Here is a 15,133-nt window from a genome sequence, read left to right on the forward strand (position 1 = left end):
GCGGCGGGAGCGGGAAAGCGGCACGGGCCACCGACAGTCGCCCGAGGGGAGCTCCCCGTGTCGCGCAAGAGCCTCTCCACCACCACCCCGCAACGGCTGACCCCGGTCGCCGGCGCGCCGCTGTGGTGCGACGCCCGCGAGTACGGCCTCACCGGCGACGGGGTCACCAACGACCAGCCCGCCCTGGCGGCGCTGGTGGACCGCCTCGGCGCCGGGTACGACGCCGACGGCCGGGCCCGGGTGATCTACTGCCCGCCCGGCCTGTACTCGATCCGCGACGCCGGCACCGTCTGGCGCAGCGGCGTCTCGCTGATCGGCGCCGGACCGGCAGCGACCCGCTTCCTGCTCAGCAACGAGGGCAACCGCAGCGCACCGGTCCCGCTCGCCTTCTGGACCACCGTGCAGCACGGCGCGGACCGGGACCGGCACATCGCCGACTGCTCGTTCGCCGACTTCGAGATCGACGGCTCCGGCGTGGCCCAGACGTCCTACGACTACCTGGCCAAAGGGCTGGGCCTGCAGTACGTGGTGCGCGGCGTGTTCCGCAACCTCTACATCCACCACACCGGGGCGACCGGCCTGGGCTGTGACTTCCTCCAGGACAGCCTGATCGACGGCGTGGTCGTGGTGGGATGCGGCCGGCTGGACAACGGCGACCAGATGGGCGGCGCGGGGATCGGCGTCGGCATCGGCGGCTGGGGCGACGTGGAGCGCCTCACCATCGCCAACTGCACCACCATCGGCAACGGCACCAACGGCATCTTCCTGGAGCTGCAGAAGGACTACTGGACCCCGCCGCGCGGCATCCGGATCGTCGGCTGCCACAGCCAGGCCAACCGGTTCGGCATCTCCGACTGGGGAGCGGACGGGCTGATCGTCTCCGCCTGCACCATGACCAACAACCTGGAGGCCGGCTTCGACGTGTCGGGCAACGGCACCGCCGGGGTCGCCGGGCGCGGCGGCCTGGTCACCGGCTGCGTGATCGACTACAACGTCGGCGACGGCATCAGCATGGGCAACACCCCCGGCCCGTACGCGGTGCAGGCCAACCGGATCAGCCGCAACGGTGGCTTCGGCTACCACGAGCACGACCTGGGCCACGGCTACCGGGGCGCGGCGGCCGACGTGGTGATCCAGGACAACGACATCCGGGAGAACGCGCTGGACGGCATCCGGATCGACCGGCCGATGCTCGACACGTCGATCGTCGGGAACCGGATCCGGGACAACGGCCGCCGCTCCGCCCCGGCCTGCTCCGGCTCCGGCGAGGCGGTGCGGTACGGCCCGCGCGAGGTCGCCGACGGCAACGCCGACTGGCCGGCCGGCGGGCACCGGGGCAAGGTGGTCCGGGTCGGCTCGCGGGACGCGGTGGTGTCCGACAACAGCGCCACCGGGCTCTCCCTGGCCGAGGTACGCCCGGACGGCTCCACCGGCTGGAGCGCGGACACACCGGGGCCCGGCACGGCGTACGAGCTGCCCGACTCGCCACCGGCGTGCGGCGGCATCACGATCGCCGCGCCGTTCGACTCGGCCACCGTGCGCGGCAACCGGATCTGGCACCGGGACGCCGACACCCAGGCGTACGGGATCTGGGTCACCGAGGCGGGCAGCTGCGTGTCCTGCGCGTTCGAGGACAACGACCTGGCCGGCACCGAGGCCGCGCTGCGACTGGACACGCCGCCGATCGGTGGTCGCTGGGCACGTAACCACAGCGACCGCGACTGAGCGGGCTGTCGCCGCCTCCGGGCGGTCAGGCGGACGCCTCGGCGGCGAACGCCAGCGCGACGAGCGTTCCGTTGCTGACGGCATGGGCGAGGATCGGCACCCAGAGGTTGCGGTGGCGGTGCAGCAGCCAGGCGAACAGCAGCCCGGCGAAGAGCGCGCTGACGGTGTTGAAGACCCGGGGCAGGTGTACGACGGCGAAGAAGGCCGCCGACAGCACCACGGCGGCCACGGCGGGCAGCCGCGCGGCCAGCCCCTGGTAGAAGACACCCCGGTAGAGGATCTCCTCGTAGAGCGGGGAGACGACGGCGCCGAAGGCGAACGCGAAGGCGAACTGCGCGAGCAGGCTTCCGGCGGGGTAGCCGCCCTCACCACCGCCGCCCTCGACGAGCGCCGCGGGCAGCGCCACCACGAGCACGAGGGTGAGCGCGGCCTTGGCCAGGCCCCAGCCCACCGCGGCGCCCACCTGGCGGCCCGCCGGGCGGACGAGCCGCAGCGGCCGGGCGATCTCGCCGAAGCGGTGGCGCACCACCGCGAGGCCGACAGCGAGCTGGGTGCCGTTGATCAGGGCCCAGGCGATGGTGGACGCCGCCGTCTCCGGCATGCCCAGCCGCGCCGGTCCCCGGGCCAGCAGGTCCGCGACCGCCGAGTTGGCCAGGCCGACGCCGACGGCGAGCACGAGCGCCATGTCGAGGTAGCTGAACCGGCGGGTGTCGCGTGCGGTGTCGGTGAGGGGTGCGGTCATGCCGGGCAACGTTAGGCGGCCGACCTATATCGGTCAAATGACCGACCATCTATGATCACCTCGTGCCCAAGGTTGTGGACCACGAGGAGCGGCGGCGTCATCTCGGCGCGGCGGCCTGCGTCGTACTGGCGCGGGCGGGGTCGGCCGGGATGACGGTGCGGGCCGTCGCCGCCGAGGCCGGCATGCCGCTGGCGACCGCGCAGCACTACCTGCCGGCTCGGGAACTGATGGTCCGGGCGGCAATGGACCACCTGGCCGGACGCGTGGTGGCGCGGGCCCGGACGATCCCCGCCGACCCGGTCACGCCGGAGGTGATCCGGCAGGCGGTGCGCCAACTCGTCCCGCTGGACGCCGAACGGGCCTTCGAGGCCCGCGTCTGGCTGGTCCTCACCGCCGAGGCGCTCGTCGACGAGCAGGTCGCGGCGATCCTGGCGGAGAGCGAGGCGCAGATGCGGGCCAACGTCGAGCGGCTGCTCACGCTCGGCCGGGCCGCGGGTGGCATCGCCGGGCACGTGGACGCGCGGGCCGAGGCCGCCGCGCTGGCGACGCTGCTGGACGGCGTCACGGTACGGATCCTGACCACCGGCCTGGATCCCGCGGACGCACGCGCGGAGATCGACGCCCACCTGGCCCGGCTCACGGCGGCCGTCGCCTGAACCGGCCGGCATCCGCGACCCGGCTCGGCCGGGCCCCGGAGGTCAGCGGCGGCGGGCCAGGTGGGTGAGCACCGCGTCGGCGAGCCGGTCCGGGGCGCCGTCGGCGTACCCGACGAACAGACTCGGCTCGGTCAGCTCCAGCTCGACCAGCACGGGCTCGCCGTCCGGGCCGGGGATCAGGTCGACGCGGGCGTAGAGCAGGCGGTCCGGGCCGCCGGGCACCACCGCGAGCACCTTGTCGGCCACCGCGCGCTGCTCCGCCGTGGCGACGCGGGCGTCGATCCGCTCCTCCTTGTAGAGCGCGGCCTCGCCCAGGTCCGGCCCGGTCAGCATCGGGCCCTTGCGGATCGCGTGGCTGAACGCCAGGCCGCCGGGCCCGGCCAGGAACAGCAGCGCGGTCTCCCCGGCGGTGTCCACCGCGTCGAGGTACGGCTGGACCATGGTGACCCGCCCGGCGTCGGAGAGCCGCCGGACGTGGGCCGGCGCCAGCTCGCGGTGCTCCCTGTCGGTCAGGTCGTAGCGGCCGGTGTCCTGGCTGCCGGCGCTGACGGCCGGCTTGATCACGTACTCGCCCCCGGACGGCGGCGTCCACGCCTGTCCCGGCTCGACCCACTCCGTCGGCACGGTGGGCACCCCGGCGGCGGACAGCTCGGACAGGTAGCGCTTGTCGGTGTTCCAGGCGACCACGTCGGCCGGGTTGACCAGGGCCGGCACGGTACGCGCCCAGGCCACGAACTCGTCCCGCCGCAGGGCGTAGTCCCACGGGGAGCGGAGCACGACCAGGTCGTACCCGGACCAGTCGACTGCCGGGTCGTCCCAGACGGCGATCTCGGCGGTGACGCCGCGGGCGGCGAGAGGGCCGAGCGCGAGCCGGTCGTCCGGGTCGAGGTCGGGCAGCTCGGCGCAGGTGACGAAAGCGACCCGGGGTCTCCCCCGGGTCGACTGGTGGTGGTCGGTCATTCGGTATATGTCAACGGGCCATCGTGCGCCGGGCCATCGACCGCCACAGGTCGTTGCTCGGACGCATCTGGTCCATCAGTTCACGCTCCCAGGCGTTCTCGACGTCGACCCCGGCCTTGGCGCAGGCCTGGCGTGCGACGTCCGTGCCGTCGGCGAACTGGTCCGCCCATACCCCGTCGGAACCCACGAGGACGATCCGTGCGCCGCGCTTGCCGACGTACTCGATGACCGCCTTCGCGCCGCCGTGTCCGGCGGCGAACGACTTGATGCCCGCGACCAGGCCGTTGGGGGCCTGCTCGGCGGTCTTGTCAGCCGTCAGCGTCGTATCGGAACCATCTGCCATGACGCGAAGCCTAAGCAGAGTTCCACCCGGATGTGCGAGAACCATGAACTGAATGTGATGCCAATTACCCATCGGTTTAAGAAGAACCACAGGTAATTTGCCCGCACATGTCGCTTATATCTGGGCGAAGCGGACGGGCGGGATCGTCACAATCTGTCCGGGTTGAACACGTCCGGGGAAGCCCGAAAAAAATTTCTGATGAACCGCCGGACGGGCGGGTCAGAGCAGCGCGTCGAGCGCGACGGCCGCGAAGAGGATCGTGAGGTACGTGGTGGACCAGTGGAACAGCCGCATCGGCTTGACCGCCTCGCCGCGCGTCGCGCGCCGGCACAGCTTGTGCGCCTCGACGAGGAAGATCCCGCCGACCACGAGCGCGGTGACGCCGTAGATCGGGCTCATCCCGAGCGGCCACACCGCCAGCGAGGAGAGCACCGTCAGCCAGGAGAAGCCGATGATCTCCGCGTTCACCCGCCGGACCGAGGCCACCACCGGCAGCATCGGCACACCGGCGCGGGCGTAGTCGGCCTTGTACTTGATGGCCAGCGCGTAGAAGTGCGGCATCTGCCAGAAGAAGACGACAGCGAACAGGCCCCACGCGGCCGGTGCCAGCGTGCCGGTGACAGCGGCCCAGCCGATCAGCACCGGAGCGGCGCCGCAGATGCCGCCCCAGAACGTGTTGGCGGCGGTGGTCCGCTTCAGCCACAGCGTGTAGACCAGGTCGTAGTAGGCGATCGCGGCGACCGTCAGCACCGTCGCCAGCCAGTTCGTCGCCACCGCCATCAGCGCCACCGACACGGCCGCCAGCACCAGGCCGAAGACCAGCGCGCTGCGCGGCGACACGGTGTGCGCGGGCAGCGGGCGGCGCTTGGTGCGCCGCATGAGCTGGTCGATGTCGCGGTCGATGTAGCAGTTGATGACGCTCGCCGCACCGGCCGCGAGCGACCCGCCGACCAGCACCACGGCGACCAGCCACAGCGACGGCATCCCGCCGTGGGCCAGCATCATCGCCGGCACTGTGGTGACCAGAAGCAGCTCGACGATCCGCGGCTTGGTCAGCGTCACGTACGCCGCCACCACGGCGCGTACGTCCCGCCGGCCGCTCGCCGGCGCCTCCGCCACCGCGCCCACCGGCGACTGCCCGGCAGGGTTGCTGACGGGGCGCTCGGTGATCATGCTCACGGATTGCCACCTTCCGGCATCGGCGGGGGAGGTCGTTCGGCCCGGACCGCTGCGGGTCCACACACCGCCCCACACACTACGCGGCGTCGTTTTCGCTGCCCCGTGGACCCGGCAACGGTGCGAGCCGTCACACCTGGGGTTGAACGACCGGACGTCCGCGATCCGTACAGAACAGCATGCTGAGATCCCCGGGCGGACGTTTAGCACCGCTCGATAGGGTCATCAGTGAGGGTTCCGCCCATCTGCCGAGGAGCACAACCATCGTGGCTGCCAACCGACCCGAGCTTCCCGCTCTCAACTGGTCCGACCTCGACCGCAGGGCCGTCGACACGGTCCGCGTGCTGGCCATGGACGCCGTGGAGAAATCCGGCAACGGCCACCCGGGGACGGCGATGAGCCTCGCCCCGGTGGCGTACCTGCTCTTCAACCGGGTCATGCGGCACAACCCCGCCGACCCGAACTGGGCCGGACGCGACCGGTTCGTGCTGTCGGCCGGGCACTCCAGCCTGACTCTCTACATCCAGCTCTTCCTCTCCGGCTACCCGCTGGCGCTGGACGACCTCAAGGCGCTGCGCCAGTGGGGCTCGCTCACCCCGGGCCACCCGGAGCACGGCCACACCCCGGGCGTGGAGACCACCACCGGTCCGCTCGGCCAGGGCCTCGGCAACGCGGTCGGCATGGCGATGGCGGCCCGCCGCGAGCGCGGCCTGTTCGACCCCGAGCCGGACCGCGCCGACTCGCCGTTCCGGCACGACATCTGGTGCATCGCCTCCGACGGTGACATCGAGGAGGGCATCACCCACGAGGCCAGCGCGCTCGCCGGTCACCAGCAGCTCGGCAACCTCTGCGTGATCTACGACGACAACGAGATCTCGATCGAGGACGACACCCGCATCGCCAAGAGCGAGGACGTGGCGGCCCGCTACGAGGCGTACGGCTGGCACGTCCAGACCGTCGACTGGCGCCGCGGCGACGCCGACCAGGGCGACTACCACGAGGACGTGGAGGCGCTGTACGAGGCGCTGCTGGCCGCCAAGGCGGAGACCGGCCGGCCGTCGTTCATCGCGCTGCGCACGATCATCGGCTGGCCCGCGCCGAACAAGAAGAACACCGGCAAGATCCACGGCTCGGCGCTCGGCGCGGACGAGGTGAAGGCCACCAAGGAGATCCTCGGCTTCGACCCGCAGCGCACCTTCGAGGTCGACGAGGAGGTGCTCAAGCACGCCCGTCAGGTGCTGGAGCGCGGCGCGCAGGAGCAGGCCGAGTGGACCACCGGGTTCGACGCCTGGGCGCAGGCCAACCCGGAGCGCAAGGCGCTGTGGGACCGGATGGCCAGCCGTACGCTGCCGACCGGCTGGACCGACGCGCTGCCGACCTTCCCGGCGGACGCCAAGGGCGTCGCCACCCGGGCCGCCTCCGGCAAGATCCTGGAGGCCCTGGCGCCGGTGCTGCCCGAGCTGTGGGGCGGCTCGGCCGACCTGGCCGAGAGCAACAACACCACGATGAAGGGCGAGCCGTCGTTCGTCCCGGCCGCGCACGCCACCAAGGACTTCCCGGGTGACGAGTACGGCCGCACGCTGCACTTCGGTATCCGCGAGCACGCCATGGGCGCGATCCTCAACGGCATCGCCCTGCACGGCGGCACCCGCCCGTACGGCGGCACGTTCCTGGTGTTCAGCGACTACATGCGCCCGGCGGTGCGGCTGGCCGCACTGATGAAGCTGCCGGTGACGTACGTCTGGACGCACGACTCGATCGGCCTCGGCGAGGACGGCCCGACGCACCAGCCGATCGAGCACCTGACCGCGCTGCGGGCCATCCCCGGCCTGGACGTGGTCCGCCCGGCCGACGCCAACGAGACGGTCTGGGCGTGGCGGCAGGCGCTGGAGCACACCGACCGGCCGACCGCGCTGGCGCTCAGCCGCCAGGCGCTGCCGACGTTCGACCGCACCGACCTGGCCGGCGCCGAGGGCGTCGCCAAGGGCGGGTACGTGCTGGCCGAGGCGTCGAACGGCAAGCCGCAGGTGATCCTCGTCGGCACCGGCTCGGAGGTGCAGCTCTGCCTCACCGCGCGGGAGCGGCTGGAGGCCGACGGCACCCCCACCCGGGTCGTCTCCATGCCCTGCCAGGAGTGGTTCTTCGCCCAGGACGAGGCGTACCGGGAGTCGGTGCTGCCTCGCGGGGTAAAGGCACGGGTGAGCGTGGAGGCGGGTATCGCCATGTCGTGGCGCGCGATCGTCGGCGACAGCGGCGAGTGCGTGAGCATCGAGCACTACGGCGCCAGCGCGCCGCACACCGTGCTCTTCGAGCAGTTCGGGTTCACCCCCGACCGGATCGTGGCCGCCGCGCACGCGGCGCTGACCCGGGTGGGCGACATCACCGGTTTCACGACCGGCAACTGAGGGGAGCGTGGACGGCATGACGGACAGGCTGAAGGAGCTCCAGGGCGCCGGTGTGGCGATCTGGCTCGACGATCTCTCCCGGGTACGGCTGACCTCCGGCGGGCTGGACAAGCTGCGCCGGGAGAGCCACGTAGCCGGGGTGACCACCAACCCGACGATCTTCGCGAAGGCGTTGAGCGACGCCGACGAGTACGACTGGCAGCTTCGTGACCTCGCCGTACGCGGCGTGGACGTCGAGGAGGCGGTCCGCATGCTCACCACGTACGACGTGCGGTGGGCCTGCGACGTGATGCGACCGTCGTACGACGTCAGCGGCGGCGTGGACGGCCGGGTGTCGATCGAGGTGGACCCGCGCTCGGCGCACGACGCGGCGAAGACCGTCGCCGAGGCCAAGGCGCTGTGGTGGCTGGTGGACCGGCCGAACCTGTTCATCAAGATCCCGGCCACCGAGGAGGGCCTGCCCGCGATCACCGCGGCCCTGGCCGAGGGGATCAGCGTCAACGTCACGCTGATCTTCGGTCTGGACCGGTACTCGCAGGTGATGGACGCCTTCCTGGCCGGCCTGGAGCAGGCGCAGGCCAACGGGCACGACCTGTCGAAGATCGGCTCGGTCGCCTCGTTCTTCGTCTCCCGGGTCGACACCGAGGTGGACAAGCGGCTGGAGAAGATCGGCTCGGACCAGGCCAAGGCGCTGCGCGGCAAGGCCGCGGTCGCCAACGCCCGGCTGGCGTACGAGCGCTACGGCGAGGTGTTCTCCTCGGCGCGCTGGCAGAAGCTGGCCGACGCGGGCGCCCACCCGCAGCGCCCGCTGTGGGCCTCCACCTCGACGAAGAACCCGGACTACCGGGACGTCATCTACGTCGAGGAGCTGATCGCGCCCGGCACCGTCAACACCATGCCGGAGCCGGTCGTCCACGCCTACGCCGAGCACGGCGAGACGAAGGCGGACACCGTCACCGTCGCGTACGACGACGCCCGCAAGGTCTTCGACGACCTGCTGGCGGTGGGCGTGGACCTGTCCGACGTGATCGCCACGCTGGAGCGCGAGGGCGTGGAGAAGTTCGAGGCGAGCTGGGTGGAGCTGCTGGAGGGGGTCAAGAAGTCCCTCGCCGAGGCGGCCAAGGGCTCGGGCAGCCCGCACCGGGCCGCCGGGAAGAACGCGCAGGCGGCGCAGCAGGCCGGCGGCAACGCGTGACCGACGGCGTCCGACGCGTCCCGGGGCCGGGCCCCGGGACGCGTCGCGCCGTACCGTGGACCGGGTGAGGTGGTCTGCCTTGAGCGAGCCGAGGTGGCGCGGTGAGTGACCTGCTGGCCGGGCGGGCGGACATGGCCGCCGGCCTGGCCGTGCGCGGCGCGGACGCTCTCGGCGCGTCCACGCGCGCCACGCTCGTCTCCCACGACGTCCCGGCCCGGCTCGCCGCCGCGGACCCGGCCCTCTGGGGGCCCGCCGCCGAGCCGGCGGCCCTCGACCGGCTGGGCTGGCTGCACGCTCACCGGCGCAGCCGGGACCTGCTCCCCCAGCTCGCCGAACTGGCCGCCGAGCTGGGCGACCTGGACCACGTGGTGCTGGCCGGCGCACACGACGACACGCTCGCCGCGGAGGTGCTGGCCGAGTGCCTGGGCCGGCCGCTGACGGTGCTCGACACCGCCGACCCGGGACCGATCCGGGCCGCGCTCGCCGATCGTCCGGCGCGTACCCTCCTGGTGCTCGCCGCCCGGCACGGCCTCGACCCGGCCACCGACGCCCACCTGCGCGCCTACCGGCAGGCGTGGGCGGACGAGGGCCCGGACGCCGCCCGGCACGTCGTGGTGGTCACCGAACCCGGCTCGGAACTCGCGGCGCGCGCCGACGAGCTGGGCGCGATGGTGATCCCGGCCGAGCCCGGCGTGTCCGGGCCGTGGGCCGCGCTCACCGCGTCCGGCCTGGTCCCGGCGGCGCTGGCCGGCGCTCCGGTGGCCGAGGTGCTGGACGAGGCCGAGGCGCTCACCGGCGCGCTCGACCGGGACCGGGACAATCCGGCCCTGGCGCTCGGCGCGGCACTGGGCGCGGCGCCCGGCTCCGGCCGGGACACGATCGCGCTGGTTCCCGACGGCACCGGCCTCGACGGTCTGGGCCGCTGGGCCGGCGCGCTGCTCGCCGACGCGACAGGTGGACGGCTGCTGCCCGTGGTCGCGGAGTCCCCCGACTCCCCCGGCGCCACCGGGCCGGGCGTGCTGACGGTCGGTCTCGGTGGCGCCCTCGGCGCCGGTGTCGGACCGGGCGTGTCCGCCGACGTCGCGGTCAACGGACCACTCGGCGCGCACCTGCTCACCTGGGCCTACGCGGCGGCGACCGCCGCGGTGACGCTGCGGACCGACCCGTTCGCGTCGCCCGCCGCCGCAGTGGCCGGCGACGCGCCGGAGAGCGGGCCGCCGTCGTCGGTCGACGGCGCGATCGAGGTGTACGCCCCGAGCGGCGCCCCGGCCGACCTGACCGGCGCGCTGCGCTGGCTGCTCGACGGGCTGGGTGAACGGGAGCACCTCGTGGTGACCGCGTACCTCGACCGGCACGCCGACGCGGCGGTCGCCGGGCTGCGCCCGCTGCTGGCGCGGGCCGCCGGACGGCCGGTCACCTTCGGCTGGGGACCGCGCCGGCCGCAACACACCGACATCCACGGCCGGCACCTCCAGATCACCGGTGCGGTCACCGATGATCTGGAGGTGCCCGGTCGTCCGTACACCTTCGCGCAGCTCCAGGCGGCCCAGGCCGCCGGCGACCGGCGGGCCCTGGCCGGCCGGGAGCGACCGGTGCTGCGACTGCACCTGACCGAGCGGGCGACGGGCGTCGCCCAGCTCCTGGAAACGGCCGGACGGACACGCACGTGACGATCAACGACCTGGAATCAGCGGACCGAGACGCAGGAGGAGGTGGCCCGGTGAACCCGCTGCGCGATCCGCAGGACCGGCGGCTGCCCCGGATCCCCGAGCCGTGTGCCCTGGTGATCTTCGGGGTGACGGGTGACCTGGCCCGCAAGAAGCTGCTGCCGGCGGTCTACGACCTGGCCAACCGAGGGCTCCTGCCGCCCGGCTTCGTGGTCCTGGGCTTCGCCCGCCGCGACTGGGGCGACGGCGACTTCGAGTCGGTGGCGCACGACGCGGCCAAGAAGCACGCCCGCACACCGTGGCGGGAGGAGGTGTGGGCCCGGCTCGCCGGCAACATCAAGTTCGTCGGCGGCTCGTTCGACGACGACGCGGCGTTCGACCATCTCGCCGCCACGCTCGACGAGCTGCGCGGCTCGCACGGCATCCCCGGCAACGCGGCCTTCTACTTCTCCATCCCCCCGGCGGCCTTCCCGGTGGTGCTCAAGCAGCTCGCCCGCACCGGCATGGCGGACAACGCCAAGTCCGGCGGCTGGCGGCGGGTCGTGGTGGAGAAGCCGTTCGGCAACGACCTGCCCTCGGCCAAGGCGCTCAACGACCTGGTCGACGACGTCTTCACCCGCCAGGACGTGTTCCGGATCGACCACTACCTGGGCAAGGAGACGGTCCAGAACATCCTGGCGCTGCGCTTCGCGAACAACCTGTTCGAGCCGCTGTGGAACTCCAAGTACGTCGACTCGGTGCAGATCACCATGGCCGAGGACGTCGGCATCGGCACCCGCGCGGCCTTCTACGACTCGGTCGGCACCGCCCGCGACGTGCTCCAGAACCACCTGCTCCAGTTGCTCGCCCTGGTCGCGATGGAGGAACCGACGAGCTTCGACGCCGACGAGATCCGGGCCGAGAAGCTCAAGGTGCTCAAGGCGATCACCGTGCCGCGGGACGTCTCCGAGGACACCGTGCGCGGCCAGTACCTGCCCGGCTGGGTGGGCGGCGAGCGCGCCAAGGGCTACCTGGAGGAGGAGGGCGTCCCGGAGGGCTCCACCACCGAGACGTACGTGGCGGTGAAGCTGGGCATCCAGAACCGCCGCTGGGCCGGGGTGCCGTTCTACATCCGGGCCGGCAAGCGGCTGCCCCGGCGGGTCACCGAGGTGGCCATCATGTTCAAGAAGGCGCCGCACCTGCCGTTCAACGCCGCCGACATGGAGTCCCTCGGCCCCAACCAGCTCGTCATCCGGGTACAGCCGGACGAGGGCGTGGTGCTGAAGTTCGGCTCCAAGGTGCCGGGCACCACGATGGAGGTCCGCGACATCGCGATGGACTTCCAGTACGGCGAGGCGTTCACCGAGTCCAGCCCCGAGGCGTACGAGCGGCTGGTGCTGGACGTGCTGATCGGCGACCGGACGCTGTTCCCGGACGCCGCCGAGGTGGAGCAGAGCTGGCAGGTCGTCGACCCGCTGGAGCACGCCTGGGAGGGCACGACCCCGGAGCCGTACCGGGCCGGTGAGTGGGGGCCCCGGGCCGCCGACGAGATGCTGGCCCGCGAGGGCCGGGCTTGGAGAAGAGCATGATCGGGCTGTGGGACACCACCGGCAACGAGGTGGTCAAGGCGCTGGCCGCGGAACGGCGCAGCGCGGGCGGGGTGGCCAGTGGCATGGCGCTCACGCTGATCGTGGTGGTGGACGAGAAGCGGGTACGCGAGGCCGAGGCGGCGGCCACCATCGCCGCGGCGGCGCACCCGTGCCGGCTGCTCGTGGTGGTCCGCTCCGACGTGGAACGCGACCGCAACCGGCTGGACGCGGAGATCGTCGTGGGTGGCCGGCTCGGGCCGTGCGAGGCGGTGGTGACCCGGATGTACGGGCGGCTCGCGCTGCACGCCGAGTCGGTGGTGATGCCGCTGCTGGTGCCGGACGTACCGGTGGTGACGTGGTGGCACGGCGAGCCGCCGGAGGAGATCTCCACCGACTTCCTCGGCGTGGTCGCGGACCGGCGGATCACCGACGCGGCGCAGGCGGCCGACCCGATCGCCGAGCTGCGGCAGCGGGCCCACGACTACGCCCCGGGCGACACCGACCTGGCGTGGACCCGGATCACCCCGTGGCGCACGCTCGTGGCGGGCGCGTTCGACACCACCCAGGCCCGGGTCACCGAGGCGAGCGTGGTGGCGCCCCCGTCGGACCCGACGGCGGCGCTGATGCGCGGCTGGCTCAAGGCCCGGCTCGGCATCGACCCGGTCCTGACCGCCACCGAGGAGTTCCCGCGGATGCGCCAGGTGCAGCTGCGCTGCGCCAACGGCGACGAGCTGACGCTCACGCGGGACGACAGCGTCGCGGTGTTCCGGCGTACCGGGCAGGAGGACCGCACGCTGCCGCTGGTGCGCCGGCCGCTCGGCGACGAGCTGGCCGAGGAGCTGCGCCGCCTCGACGCCGACCAGGTCTACGCGGAGGCGCTCGGCGCTGCGGCCGGGATCACCGGCCTCGACCAGCGTCCGGCCCAGCGGGTGCACGTGTGGAAGGATCCGGCGACCGCCCAGCGGGCCGAGGCCGGCGTGACCGCGCACGCGGGCGCGACCGCGAACGAGTGACCGCCCGGACCGGGTGGTCGGAGGCACAGGTGACCGCCGGTGGGCGGTCGGAGCACGAGGGCTCGACGGATGACTGAGGCGAGTGTCGCCGTACACGCCGACCCCGACCTGCTGGCGCAGGCGGTGGCGGCCCGGTTGGTGGTGAAGCTGCTCGACGCGCAGGCCGAGCGCGGCCAGGCGTCGGTGGTGCTGACCGGCGGGCGGATCGCCGCGGCGGTGTACCGGGCGGTCGGGCAGCTGCCCGCCCGGGACGCCGTCGACTGGTCCCGGGTCGACGTGTGGTGGGGCGACGAGCGGTTCCTGCCCGGCGGCGACCCGGAGCGTAACGAGACGCAGGCACGGGCGGCGCTGCTGGACACGGTGCCGCTCGACCCGGCCCGGGTGCACCCGATGCCGGCGTCGGACGGCCCGGCCGGTGAGGACCCGGAGGCGGCTGCCGCCGGGTACGCGCGGGAGCTGGCCGCCGCGGCCCGGCCCGGAAACGCGGTGGTGCCGCACTTCGACGTGCTGATGCTCGGCGTCGGCGAGGACGGGCACGTCGCGTCGGTGTTCCCGGAGCACCCGGTGCACCACGACAACCGGCCGGTCAGCGCCGTGCGGGGCAGCCCGAAGCCGCCGCCGGTGCGGACCACGCTGACGCTCCCGACCATCAACACGGCCGAGGAGGTCTGGCTGATCGCCGCCGGGGCGGACAAGGCCCGGGCGGTGGGCATGGCGCTGGCCGGGGCCGGGCCGGTGCAGCTGCCTGCCGCCGGGGTGCGGGGCGTCTCCCGTACCCTCTGGCTCCTCGACCGGGCCGCGGCGGCCAGCGTGCCGCCGCGGCTGCGCAGCCTGCGCTGAGCATGTAAGGAAGGGCCCCTTCTTAACGTCTCCGGTAGAGAAGGGGCCCCTCCTTAACACCTCGGGTCAGGCGCGACCGCGGCGACGCCGCAGCGCGTCGAGGGCCTCGGCGAGCAGCGCCTCCCCCTCCTCCGGCGTACGCCGCTCCTGCACGTACGCCAGGTGGGTCTTGTACGGCTCGGCGCGCTGGCGGCCCGGCGGGTCGCCCGGGTCGGGGCCGGCCGGCTCGCCGCAGCGGGGGCACTCCCAGGCGGCGGGCGTCTCCGCCTCGGCGGCGATCAGGAACTCGACGCGGTGCCCGTGGCGGCACCAGTAGACGACCGGCCGGCGCGGCGCGGGCTCGACCCGCTGGTCGAACCGCTCGGGGGCGGACCCGATCCGGGTGCCGCGGATGACGTTGTTGCTGGGCACGGTTGCTCGCTCCCTGTCGTCGGAGGGGACCGCCGCCGGAGGGGGTGGGCGACGGGCGACGTGCGGAGAAACAAAACTGCGCGCGGTCCGTGACGGACCGCGCGCAGATTGTACGCTTCTCAGCGTCGGCTCAGGTGCCGCTGGCCATCTGCAGCCGCAGCCAGAGCCCAAGCCCGACGATGCACGCGAACCAGACGATTCCCACCAGAACGGTGTAGCGGTCGAGGTTCTTCTCGGCCACCGACGAACCGGCCAGGCTGGAGCTGACGCCGCCGCCGAACATGCTCGACAACCCGCCGCCCTTGCCGCGGTGCAGGAGGATCAGCAGGGTGAGCAGGACGCTCGTGATGACCAGCAACACGATCATCGTGTAGGCGAACCAGATCGGCATGGCGGGGGTCAGTCCTCTCGTTGCGATCACTGCCCGGACCT

The 15,133-nt window shown here is 73.1% G+C and carries 14 protein-coding genes; 8 read left to right on the forward strand and 6 right to left on the reverse strand.

What is annotated here, in order from left to right:
- Positions 1-57: 57 nt before the first annotated feature.
- Positions 58-1,725 carry a right-handed parallel beta-helix repeat-containing protein gene (locus MICAU_RS21515; RefSeq protein WP_013287450.1) on the forward strand — a complete coding sequence of 556 codons (1,668 nt, stop codon included), beginning with the start codon at positions 58-60 and terminating at the stop codon, positions 1,723-1,725.
- Positions 1,726-1,750: 25 nt separating this feature from the next.
- Here the strand turns inward: MICAU_RS21515 and MICAU_RS21520 are convergent, their stop codons facing one another.
- A complete protein-coding gene (locus MICAU_RS21520; protein ID WP_013287451.1) occupies positions 1,751-2,467 on the reverse strand; it encodes a CPBP family intramembrane glutamic endopeptidase in 717 nt (238 codons plus the stop codon).
- Positions 2,468-2,529: 62 nt separating this feature from the next.
- On the opposite strand from MICAU_RS21520, the gene MICAU_RS21525 reads away from it, so the two are divergent.
- Positions 2,530-3,123 (forward strand): TetR/AcrR family transcriptional regulator, encoded by a 594-nt coding sequence (locus MICAU_RS21525; RefSeq protein ID WP_013287452.1) that lies wholly within the window; start codon positions 2,530-2,532, stop codon positions 3,121-3,123.
- A gap of 42 nt (positions 3,124-3,165) precedes the next feature.
- On the opposite strand, the gene MICAU_RS21530 is transcribed toward MICAU_RS21525, so the two are convergent.
- The 3 genes from MICAU_RS21530 to MICAU_RS21540 all read right to left on the reverse strand — a co-directional run bounded on the left by MICAU_RS21530 (position 3,166) and on the right by MICAU_RS21540 (position 5,605).
- Positions 3,166-4,083, reverse strand: coding sequence for an ATP-grasp domain-containing protein (locus MICAU_RS21530; RefSeq protein ID WP_013287453.1), 918 nt, complete (start codon positions 4,081-4,083; stop codon positions 3,166-3,168).
- Between the two features lie 10 nt (positions 4,084-4,093).
- Positions 4,094-4,426, reverse strand: a complete 333-nt coding sequence (locus MICAU_RS21535) for a hypothetical protein (RefSeq protein ID WP_013287454.1) — start codon at positions 4,424-4,426, stop codon at positions 4,094-4,096.
- Positions 4,427-4,645: 219 nt separating this feature from the next.
- Entirely contained in the window at positions 4,646-5,605 is a 960-nt protein-coding gene (locus MICAU_RS21540; RefSeq protein WP_013287455.1) for a heme o synthase, read from the reverse strand.
- A gap of 263 nt (positions 5,606-5,868) precedes the next feature.
- Between MICAU_RS21540 and tkt the strand changes: the two genes are divergently transcribed.
- The 6 genes from tkt (at position 5,869) to pgl (ending at position 14,290) form a co-directional block, all read left to right on the forward strand.
- On the forward strand, positions 5,869-8,007 hold the full coding sequence (gene tkt, locus MICAU_RS21545; protein ID WP_013287456.1) for a transketolase: 2,139 nt from the start codon (positions 5,869-5,871) through the stop codon (positions 8,005-8,007).
- Between the two features lie 16 nt (positions 8,008-8,023).
- Positions 8,024-9,202, forward strand: a complete 1,179-nt coding sequence (tal, locus tag MICAU_RS21550) for a transaldolase (RefSeq protein WP_013287457.1) — start codon at positions 8,024-8,026, stop codon at positions 9,200-9,202.
- A gap of 101 nt (positions 9,203-9,303) precedes the next feature.
- Positions 9,304-10,872, forward strand: a complete 1,569-nt coding sequence (locus MICAU_RS21555; RefSeq protein WP_013287458.1) for a glucose-6-phosphate isomerase — start codon at positions 9,304-9,306, stop codon at positions 10,870-10,872.
- Positions 10,873-10,922: 50 nt separating this feature from the next.
- Positions 10,923-12,437 carry a glucose-6-phosphate dehydrogenase gene (zwf, locus tag MICAU_RS21560; protein WP_013287459.1) on the forward strand — a complete coding sequence of 505 codons (1,515 nt, stop codon included), beginning with the start codon at positions 10,923-10,925 and terminating at the stop codon, positions 12,435-12,437.
- Positions 12,434-13,450, forward strand: coding sequence for a glucose-6-phosphate dehydrogenase assembly protein OpcA (locus MICAU_RS21565; protein WP_013287460.1), 1,017 nt, complete (start codon positions 12,434-12,436; stop codon positions 13,448-13,450). The genes zwf and MICAU_RS21565 overlap by 4 nt, the downstream gene beginning before the upstream one ends.
- A gap of 69 nt (positions 13,451-13,519) precedes the next feature.
- On the forward strand, positions 13,520-14,290 hold the full coding sequence (gene pgl / locus MICAU_RS21570) for a 6-phosphogluconolactonase (RefSeq protein WP_013287461.1): 771 nt from the start codon (positions 13,520-13,522) through the stop codon (positions 14,288-14,290).
- A 66-nt stretch (positions 14,291-14,356) separates the two neighbouring features.
- Here pgl and MICAU_RS21575 read toward each other — a convergent pair whose 3' ends face one another.
- The gene (locus MICAU_RS21575; RefSeq protein WP_013287462.1) at positions 14,357-14,701 is read right to left on the reverse strand and encodes an RNA polymerase-binding protein RbpA; all 345 of its coding nucleotides are present in this window, start codon (positions 14,699-14,701) and stop codon (positions 14,357-14,359) included.
- 130 nt (positions 14,702-14,831) lie between these two features.
- Positions 14,832-15,092, reverse strand: a complete 261-nt coding sequence (gene secG / locus MICAU_RS21580) for a preprotein translocase subunit SecG (RefSeq protein ID WP_013287463.1) — start codon at positions 15,090-15,092, stop codon at positions 14,832-14,834.
- Positions 15,093-15,133 lie beyond the last annotated feature (41 nt).

The sequence above is a fragment of the Micromonospora aurantiaca ATCC 27029 genome (assembly GCF_000145235.1).
Classification (GTDB): domain Bacteria; phylum Actinomycetota; class Actinomycetes; order Mycobacteriales; family Micromonosporaceae; genus Micromonospora; species Micromonospora aurantiaca.

Coding starts and splice junctions, on each gene's coding strand:
- tal (WP_013287457.1), top strand. CDS start 8,024: ATGACGGACAGGCTGAAGGAGCTCCAGGGCGCCGGTGTGGCGATCTGG.
- MICAU_RS21520 (WP_013287451.1), bottom strand. CDS start 2,467: ATGACCGCACCCCTCACCGACACCGCACGCGACACCCGCCGGTTCAGC.
- pgl (WP_013287461.1), top strand. CDS start 13,520: ATGACTGAGGCGAGTGTCGCCGTACACGCCGACCCCGACCTGCTGGCG.
- MICAU_RS21530 (WP_013287453.1), bottom strand. CDS start 4,083: ATGACCGACCACCACCAGTCGACCCGGGGGAGACCCCGGGTCGCTTTC.
- secG (WP_013287463.1), bottom strand. CDS start 15,092: ATGCCGATCTGGTTCGCCTACACGATGATCGTGTTGCTGGTCATCACG.
- MICAU_RS21565 (WP_013287460.1), top strand. CDS start 12,434: ATGATCGGGCTGTGGGACACCACCGGCAACGAGGTGGTCAAGGCGCTG.
- MICAU_RS21535 (WP_013287454.1), bottom strand. CDS start 4,426: ATGGCAGATGGTTCCGATACGACGCTGACGGCTGACAAGACCGCCGAG.